Here is an 8,278-nt window from a genome sequence, read left to right as displayed (position 1 = left end):
CGCCCCTCCCGACCCCGATCACCCCAGGAGTCCCCTCATGTCCGTCGTCCTCGTCGTCAACAGCGGATCGTCGTCGTTCAAGTACCAGCTCATCGAGATGACCACCGAGGAGACGCTCGCCAGCGGCCTCGTCGAGCGGATCGGCGAGGACACCGGCCGCACGAAGCACACCCGCGACGGGGAGTCGTTCGAGATCGAGGGGCCGATCCCCGACCACACCGCCGGCTTCGACGCGATGATCCGCGCATTCGGCGAGCACGGCCCGAGCCTCGACGAGTTCCCTCCCGTCGCCGTGGGCCACCGCGTCGTGCACGGCGGCAAGCGCTTCTTCGAGCCCACCGTCGTCACCGACCTGGTCAAGATCAACATCGAGGACCTCGCCGACCTCGCCCCGCTGCACAACCCCGCCAACCTCGAGGGCATCGAGGCGGCGCAGAACGCCTTCCCGGACGTCCCGCACGTCGCCGTCTTCGACACCGCCTTCCACCACACGATCCCGGCCGAGGCGTCGACCTACGCGCTGCCCGCCGAACTCGCCGAGAAGCACCGCGTCCGCCGCTACGGCTTCCACGGCACCTCGCACAAGTTCGTCTCGGAGGCCGCCGCCGCCTACCTCGGCCGCCGCCGCTCCGACCTGAAGACGATCGTCCTGCACCTGGGCAACGGAGCGTCCGCCTGCGCCGTCGACGGCGGCGTCTCCGTCGAGACCTCGATGGGCATGACCCCGCTCGAGGGCCTGGTGATGGGCACCCGCTCCGGCGACCTCGACCCGGCCGTCGTCTTCCACCTGGCCCGCAAGGCGGGCCTCTCGATCGACGAGCTCGACACTCTCCTCAACCGCCGAAGCGGCCTCCTCGGCCTCACGGGTCGCGGCGACATGCGCGACGTCCAGGAGGCGGCCGAGGCCGGCGACGAGCGGGCCCGCGCCGGACTCGAGGTCTACTACCACCGCCTCCGCCACTACATCGGGGCCTTCTACGCCCAGCTGGGCCGCGTCGACGCCGTGGTGTTCACGGCCGGAGTCGGCGAGAACGTCGCCGCCGTCCGCGCCGGCGCCCTCCGCGGCCTCGAGGGTCTGGGCATCGAGCTCGACCCCGAGCGCAACACGTCCTCCGACCGCGGCGCCCGTCGCATCTCCACCGACGACTCCCGCGTCGCCGTCCTCGTCATCCCCACGAACGAGGAGCTGGAGATCGCCCGGCAGAGCTTGTCGGTCGTGTAGCGGCGGAGCCGCGACACGACTCGCGGTCGGCTTCCGGGGGTGGTGGCTCCCGTGGAGCGGATCCTGTCGGGCTGTCCTGAATCGCTCGCACGCGGCGGTGCTCGCTCGTCGTGCAGCGGTGGCCCGCTGCACGACCGCGGTCGGCTTCTCGTGGGCCTGCGTTGCGCAGAGCGGGTCTTGTCGGGCTGCCCAGAATCGCTCGCACGCGATTCCGGGTCGCGCCCTCTGCCGAACACGCGGCGACCCTCGCTGGTCGAGTAGCCGCGGGACGCGGCGTGTCGAGAGCCACCGAGTACGATGAGGATCTCGATGCGCCCGCTGTGCAGGCTGCTCCATCCGCAGGAGCCGGCTGTGGAGCCCCGGCTCAGGGCAGCAGGCGCGCCTCGCCCGCGTAGAGGTTGAAGCCGGAACCGCGGCTGAAGCCGATCAGGGTGAGGCCGGAGTCGCGAGCCAGGTCCACCGCCAGCGACGACGGGGCACCGACCGCGGCGAGCAGGGGGATGCCGGCCATCACGGCCTTCTGCACCAGCTCGAACGAGGCGCGCCCCGACACCTGCAGCAGCGTCCCCCGCAACGGCAGCCGCCCCTCCCGGAGCCCCCAGCCGACCACCTTGTCCACGGCGTTGTGCCGCCCGACATCCTCTCGGAGCACCAGCAGCGAGCCGTCCGCGTCGAACAGCCCGGCCGCGTGGACGCCGCCCGTCCGCTCGAACACCGCCTGCGCCTCGCGGAGCCGATCGGGGAGCGAGACCAGCAGCTCCCGCTCGACCCGCAGGTCGTCCTCCGCGACGCTCCACGCCGAGTCGGTGGCGACCGCCTCGAGCGACGCGAGCCCGCACACTCCGCACGAGCTCGTCGTGTACACCGACCGCTCGCGCTCGAGCAGCACGGCCTCCCGCCCGCCGCGGACGCTCGCGTCGACCACGTTGTACGTGTTCTCGCCCGGCCCGGAGCCGCTCGCGCAGTAGCGCATCGCCGCGAGCTGCTCCGACTCGGTGAGCACCCCCTCGGACACCAGGAATCCCGCGACCAGGTCGAAGTCGTCGCCGGGCGTGCGCATGGTCACGCTGAAGCGCTGTCCGCCGACGCGGATCTCGAGCGGCTCCTCGACGGCCAGGACGTCCTCGCGGCGTCGGGGCGGATCGCCGGCGCGGACGGCGGTCAGGCGGGTGCGGGCGACACTGCGGCTCATGGGTCTCCTCAGGCGGTGGAGGTCATCCTCCCACCGGGAACCGGGAGCGATGCCGGGGTGCGGACGTACGATGCAGGAATGGTCGATGACGCCGAGCCCCGCGAGAGTCCGATCGACGAGAGCCGCCTCTCCGTCCGGTCGCCGAAGAGACGCGCCGTCGGGATCCCCGGCGTCGCCCACGCCCTCGAGATCTCACTCAAGCAGATGGGCCCGGTGCGCAGCGCCGAGACGCTCCTGCGGGTGAACCAGAAGACCGGATTCGACTGCCCGGGCTGCGCCTGGCCGGAGGGCGACAAGCGCCACGTCGCCGAGTTCTGCGAGAACGGAGCGAAGGCGGTCGCCGAGGAGGCCACGCTCCGCACCGTCACATCGGCCTTCTTCGCCGCGCACCCCGTCGCGGAGCTGGAGGAGTGGGACGACTTCGCGCTCGGCCAGCAGGGCCGGCTCACGGAGCCGATGCTGCTCGAGGAGGGCGCGACGCACTACCGGCCCGTGGGCTGGGACGAGGCGCTCGACCTCGTCGCGGAGGAGCTGCGCGCCTGCGCGAGCCCCGACGAGGCGATCTTCTACACGTCCGGCCGGACCTCGAACGAGTCGGCCTTCGTCTACCAGCTGATGGTCCGCGGCTTCGGTACGAACAACCTGCCCGACTGCTCGAACATGTGCCACGAGTCCAGCGGATCCGCCCTCACCGAGACGATCGGGATCGGCAAGGGCTCGGTGAGCCTGCGCGACGTGGAGCGGGCACCGCTGATCATCGTCGCCGGCCAGAACCCCGGCACGAACCACCCGCGGATGCTGACCGCGCTGGAGCGCGCCAAGCGCGCCGGCGGCACCATCGTGGCCGTCAATCCGCTGCCGGAGGCGGGGCTGCTCCGCTTCCAGAACCCGCAGACCGTCCGCGGCACCCTGGGCGACGGCACGGCCCTCGCCGACCACTTCCTCCAGGTCCGGCTGGGCGGCGACCAGGCCCTGTTCCAGGGTCTGGGCAAGGCGCTGCTCGAGGCGGAGGAGGCGCGCGGCGACGTCTTCGACCACGCCTTCATCCGCGAGAGCACCGGCGGCCTCGCCGAGTACCTCCACGGGCTGCGGGAGGTCCAGTGGGACGAGATCGAGCGGGCGAGCGGGATCGACGAGACGCGCATCCGCACCGTCGCCGAGCTGATCGCGGCGTCCGAGGGCACCGTCGTCTGCTGGGCGATGGGCCTCACGCAGCACGCGCACTCGGTCGCGACGCTCAAGGACGTCGTCAACGTGCTCCTGCTCACCGGCAACATCGGCAAGCCCGGCGCGGGCGTCTGCCCGGTGCGCGGCCACTCGAACGTGCAGGGCGACCGCACGATGGGCATCTTCGAGCGGATGCCGGACTCCTTCCACGACGCGCTCGACCGCGAGTTCTCCTTCTCCTCCCCGCGCGTGCACGGGACGGACACGGTCGCCGCGATCCGGGCGATGCGCGACGGGAAGGCCCGCGTGTTCATGGGGCTCGGCGGCAACTTCGCCCGGGCGACGCCCGACAGCGGAGTGACGGAGGCGGCGATGCGCTCGCTCGCCCTCACCGTCCACGTCTCGACCAAGCTCAACCGCTCGCACGTGGTCACCGGCCGGCGCGCGCTGATCCTGCCCACCCTCGGCCGCACCGACTCCGACGTGCAGCGCTCGGGCGAGCAGCGGGTCACGGTCGAGGACTCGATGAGCGCCGTGCACGCCTCCCGGGGCCGCCTGCGCCCGCCGAGCCCGGGCCTGCGCTCGGAGGTGGCGATCCTCACGGGGATCGCGGAGCGGCTGCTCGAGGGCCGCGAGAACGTCCCCCGGGTCGACTGGGCGGGACTGCGTGACGACTACCGCCGCATCCGCTCGCACATCGCCAACGTCGTCCCCGGCTTCGACGGGTTCGAGGCCCGGATCGACGTGCCCGGCGGCTTCGTCCTCCCGCACCCGCCGCGCGACTCGCGCCGCTTCGACACCCCCTCCGGCCTGGCCCGCTTCACCGCGAATCCGCTCGAGTACCCGCGGGTGCCGGAGGGCAGGCTGCTGCTGCAGACGCTGCGCTCGCACGACCAGTTCAACACCACGATCTACGGCAAGGACGACCGCTACCGCGGGATCCACGACGGCCGCCGGGTGGTGTTCGTCCACGCCGACGACGTCGCCGAGCTGGGCTTCGCGGACGGCGCGATGGTCGACCTGGTCTCGGAGTGGCCCGACGGCGTCGAGCGGCGGGCGGAGGCGTTCCGCGTCGTGGCGTACGACACGCCCCGCGGCTGCGCGGCCGCCTACTACCCCGAGACGAACGTCCTCGTACCGCTGGACTCGACCGCGAAGATCAGCAACACGCCGACCTCGAAGTCGGTCGTGATCCGCCTCGAACCGGCGGCGTAGGCCTCACCAGGGCAGCGGCAGCAGGCGCACCGAGTCGCCCGCTGCCGCTCCCGGTGCGGGCACGACGGCCACGGCCTCCGAGGCGGCGAGACCGGTGAGCATGTGCGAGCGGATGCCGGCGGAGGCCCGCCAGCCGTCCTCGCCGGAGGAGACGGGCACGAGCACCGTGGTCCCCGCGCGCCCGAGCGGCTCGGCGAGGACGCCCCGGCCGAGGGGCCGGGCAGCGGCGCCCGACGCCGCGTCGAGGGCCGGCGGCAGGAAGGAGAGCGCCGCGAGGAGTGCGGCGAGCGGATTGCCCGGCAGAGCGATCACCAGCGTCCCGCTCGGCAGCAGCGCAGCCATGGTCGGGTGGCCGGGGCGCATGCCGACGCCGTCGACGAGGACGCGCGCGCCCACCGCATCGAGGGCGCGACGGACCGCGTCCACCCGGGAGCGCCCGGTCCCGCCCGTCGTGAGGAGGATCGGCGCCGTGCCCGCCAGCAGCGTCCGTGCGATCGCCTCCTCGTCGTCGCCGCGGCGCACGACCTCTCCCACGGCTCCGCCCGAGAGCTCGACCAGCGCGGGCAGCAGCGGCGTGAACGCATCACGCACCCGTCCGGCGGGCGGCATCCCCTCGGTGTCGACCTCGTCCCCCGTGAGGAGCAGGTCGACCGCGGCGGGCGGGCGGACGTCGAGCGCGTCGATCCCGGCGACCGCGAGCAGGGCGAGGTGCGCGGGAGTGAGGCGGGTCCGGGCATCGACCAGCACGGCTCCGCGGGCGGCCTCGTCGCCCGCGCGCCGGACGTGGCGGCCGGGCGGGAGGGGCGCCCGCGCCGTGAGCAGGTCGTCGCGGACCGCGCCCTGCTCGGACGGCAGCACCGCGTCGCTCCAGTCGGGCACGGCGGCTCCGGTGACGATCGGCGCGGCGGTGCCGTCCTCGAGCGGCCAGGGCCCGGGTCCGCGCACGGCCCAGCCGTCCATGGCCGAGGAGTCGTAGTGGGGGAGCGGCCGGGCGGCGGTGACGGCGCGGTCGAGGACGGCTCCGCGGGCGTCGAGGAGGGGGACGGTCGAGACGCCGGAGCGCGCCACCGCTTCGCCGACGATCCGCCTGGCCTCGTCCCAGTCGGTCGCCTCGTGCCCGTGCGCGCTCATCCCGTCCATTCTCCCGGGGCTCGGGGCGGGCCCTGGGCAGGACCCGCCCCGTCGGTCATCCCAGGTAGCCGTTCGGGTTCAGAACGAACTTCTTCGCGGCGCCCTTGTCGAAGTCGGCGTAGCCGCGGGGAGCGTCGTCCAGGCTGATCGCGGTGGCCTGGACCGCGTCGGCGATGTGGACCCGGTCGTGCAGGATCGCCATCATCAGCTGCCGGTTGTACTTCATGACCGGGCACTGGCCCGTGGTGAAGGACAGCGACTTCGCCCAGCCGAGCCCGAGGCGGATCGACAGCGAGCCCTCCTGGGCCGCCTCGTCGACTCCGCCCGGGTCGCCCGTGACGTAGAGGCCCGGGATGCCGAGGGCGCCGCCCGCCGCGGTGATCGACATCAGCGAGTTCAGCACCGTCGCCGGCGCCTCCTTCCCCGAGTCGGCGCCGTTGCCGTGCGCCTCGAAGCCGACGGCGTCCACTCCGCAGTCGACCTCGGGCACGCCGAGGATCTGCTCGATCTGGCCGGCCGGATCGCCCTTCGAGACGTCGACCGTCTCGCAGCCGAAGGAGCGCGCCTGCGCCAGACGCTCCTCGTTGAGGTCCGCGACGATCACGACGGCCGCTCCGAGCAGCTGCGCTCCGACCGCCGCGGCGAGTCCGACCGGTCCCGCTCCTGCGACGTAGACCGTGGAGCCGACGCCGACTCCGGCGGTCACCGCGCCGTGGAAGCCCGTCGGGAAGATGTCCGAGAGCATCGTCAGATCGAGGATCTTCTCGAGCGCCTGATCGCGGTCCGGGAACACCAGGAGGTTCCAGTCGGCGTAGGGGACCATCACGTACTCGGCCTGCCCGCCGACCCAGCCGCCCATGTCGACGTAGCCGTACGCGCTGCCCGGGCGGTCCGGATTCACGTTGAGGCAGATGCCGGTCTTGCGCTCCTTGCAGTTGCGGCAGCGGCCGCAGGCGATGTTGAACGGCACGGACACGATGTCGCCGACCTTGACGAACTCGACGTCGGGGCCGACCTCCACGACCTCGCCGGTGATCTCGTGGCCGAGCACGAGGTCCGACGGAGCGGTGGTGCGGCCGCGGACCATGTGCTGGTCCGAGCCGCAGATGTTGGTGGAGACGGTGCGGAGGATGGCGCCGTGCGGCAGCTTCCGCCCGATGTTCGCCGGATTGACGCCGGGTCCGTCCTTCAGCTCGAAGGTGGGGTAGTCGATGTCGATGACCTCGACGACTCCGGGGGACTTGTAGGCGACGGCTCTGTTGCCTGACATGCGGGGCTCCTTCAGATGGACGACCGCGGCGCAGTCGGCCGCGGGAGTCCTGCGCCGCTCTCGGTCCGAGCCGCGGCGCCGGGACTCGGGGGAACCGTACGGCGTCGACCTGGTGCCGGATCGAGGCCGGTGGAGTAGCGTCTCAGGAGGCGTGCGGACGCTCGTCCACCGCCCGGTGCGAGGCCGCGAGCGCCGCGTCGAGCGCGTCCCGTCCGCCCCCGGCCAGGCCCGCCGCGTAGCCCGCGAGGAACGTGGTCAGCGGAGCCGCCGGCCGGACCACTCCGTGCGCTGCGCGACCGGCGAGGGCGAGCAGGGCGTCCGGGTCCACCGGGACCTCGCCGAGGCCGAGCGCGGAGCACAGCTCGGCCCACCAGCCGGCGAGCACCTCCTCGGTGGGGCGGGCGCCGTCGGAGGCGGAGGGGCGGGGGCCGGTCGTGTCGTCCATCCGCTCAGTCTGCGCCGCGCGGGACCGGCAGGTCGATCCCGTGCCGGTGCGCGTCGGCGGGCGCGTCGACGTCGTCGGTCGTCCCTCCGGGCACCGTCACGAGCCGCGGGGGAAGGACCCGGAGGAGGGCGCGCACCGAGGCGCCGTCGGGATCGCCGAGCGCGGTGAGCGCTTCGACGAGGGCCGCTCGCCGGTGCACGCCGAGGAGCTGCTGGGCTCGGCCGCTCGCGTCGACGGCCAGGAGGGAGGCCTCGACGGCGTTCGACGCGACCTCGAGCAGGGTGTGCACGGCGGGAGCGGGGGCGACGAGATCGGCGGCGAGCACGACGACCCAGTCCGGAGCGCCCGGGCGGTCGAGCAGGGGCAGCGCGGCGGCCAGGCCCGCGACCGGGCCGCCGAACGGCGGATCCTCCTGGACGAGCTCGGCGCCGTCGACAGCCGGTGCGAGCGACGACGGTCCGGCCACGATCCTCCGCTCGGCTCCGCGCACGGCTGCGAGGGCGGTGCCGAGGAGCGTCGACTCGCGGTGCCGGAGGAGCGGCTTGACCGCGCCGCCGAGGCGGGAAGCGCGTCCGCCGGCGAGCACGACCGCGTCGAAGCGGGGGAGCGGAGGCGGCGGGAGCACGGGACCGAGGC

The 8,278-nt window shown here is 73.6% G+C and carries 7 protein-coding genes; 2 read left to right on the top strand and 5 right to left on the bottom strand.

From position 1 onward, the window contains the following. Positions 1–37: 37 nt before the first annotated feature. Positions 38–1,222, top strand: coding sequence for an acetate/propionate family kinase (locus C5D50_RS15510; protein ID WP_104283907.1), 1,185 nt, complete (start codon positions 38–40; stop codon positions 1,220–1,222). 364 nt (positions 1,223–1,586) lie between these two features. Here C5D50_RS15510 and fdhD read toward each other — a convergent pair whose 3' ends face one another. Further along, the gene (gene fdhD, locus C5D50_RS15505; RefSeq protein ID WP_104283906.1) at positions 1,587–2,414 is read right to left on the bottom strand and encodes a formate dehydrogenase accessory sulfurtransferase FdhD; all 828 of its coding nucleotides are present in this window, start codon (positions 2,412–2,414) and stop codon (positions 1,587–1,589) included. A gap of 78 nt (positions 2,415–2,492) precedes the next feature. On the opposite strand from fdhD, the gene C5D50_RS15500 reads away from it, so the two are divergent. Further along, positions 2,493–4,796, top strand: coding sequence for an FdhF/YdeP family oxidoreductase (locus tag C5D50_RS15500; RefSeq protein ID WP_104282199.1), 2,304 nt, complete (start codon positions 2,493–2,495; stop codon positions 4,794–4,796). Between the two features lie 3 nt (positions 4,797–4,799). Here C5D50_RS15500 and C5D50_RS15495 read toward each other — a convergent pair whose 3' ends face one another. From C5D50_RS15495 to C5D50_RS15480, 4 genes are all read right to left on the bottom strand, one after another. After that, positions 4,800–5,927: a molybdopterin molybdotransferase MoeA gene (locus C5D50_RS15495; RefSeq protein WP_181137361.1), complete on the bottom strand. Its 1,128-nt coding sequence runs from the start codon at positions 5,925–5,927 to the stop codon at positions 4,800–4,802. 55 nt (positions 5,928–5,982) lie between these two features. Continuing rightward, positions 5,983–7,197: a formaldehyde dehydrogenase, glutathione-independent gene (gene fdhA / locus C5D50_RS15490; protein WP_104225123.1), complete on the bottom strand. Its 1,215-nt coding sequence runs from the start codon at positions 7,195–7,197 to the stop codon at positions 5,983–5,985. Positions 7,198–7,339: 142 nt separating this feature from the next. Next, a complete protein-coding gene (locus C5D50_RS15485; RefSeq protein WP_219812223.1) occupies positions 7,340–7,642 on the bottom strand; it encodes a DUF6457 domain-containing protein in 303 nt (100 codons plus the stop codon). Positions 7,643–7,646: 4 nt separating this feature from the next. Next, positions 7,647–8,267, bottom strand: a complete 621-nt coding sequence (locus C5D50_RS15480) for a molybdenum cofactor guanylyltransferase (protein ID WP_258062397.1) — start codon at positions 8,265–8,267, stop codon at positions 7,647–7,649. Between the last annotated feature and the right edge of the window lie 11 nt (positions 8,268–8,278).

Origin of the sequence: Rathayibacter sp. RFBD1 (assembly GCF_002932915.1) — a bacterium.
Taxonomy (GTDB): Bacteria; Actinomycetota; Actinomycetes; order Actinomycetales; family Microbacteriaceae; genus Rathayibacter.
This window is presented reverse-complemented; position numbering and strand designations above follow the sequence as displayed.

Coding starts and splice junctions, on each gene's coding strand:
- fdhD (WP_104283906.1), bottom strand. CDS start 2,414: ATGAGCCGCAGTGTCGCCCGCACCCGCCTGACCGCCGTCCGCGCCGGC.
- C5D50_RS15485 (WP_219812223.1), bottom strand. CDS start 7,642: ATGGACGACACGACCGGCCCCCGCCCCTCCGCCTCCGACGGCGCCCGC.
- C5D50_RS15500 (WP_104282199.1), top strand. CDS start 2,493: ATGGTCGATGACGCCGAGCCCCGCGAGAGTCCGATCGACGAGAGCCGC.
- fdhA (WP_104225123.1), bottom strand. CDS start 7,197: ATGTCAGGCAACAGAGCCGTCGCCTACAAGTCCCCCGGAGTCGTCGAG.
- C5D50_RS15510 (WP_104283907.1), top strand. CDS start 38: ATGTCCGTCGTCCTCGTCGTCAACAGCGGATCGTCGTCGTTCAAGTAC.
- C5D50_RS15495 (WP_181137361.1), bottom strand. CDS start 5,927: ATGAGCGCGCACGGGCACGAGGCGACCGACTGGGACGAGGCCAGGCGG.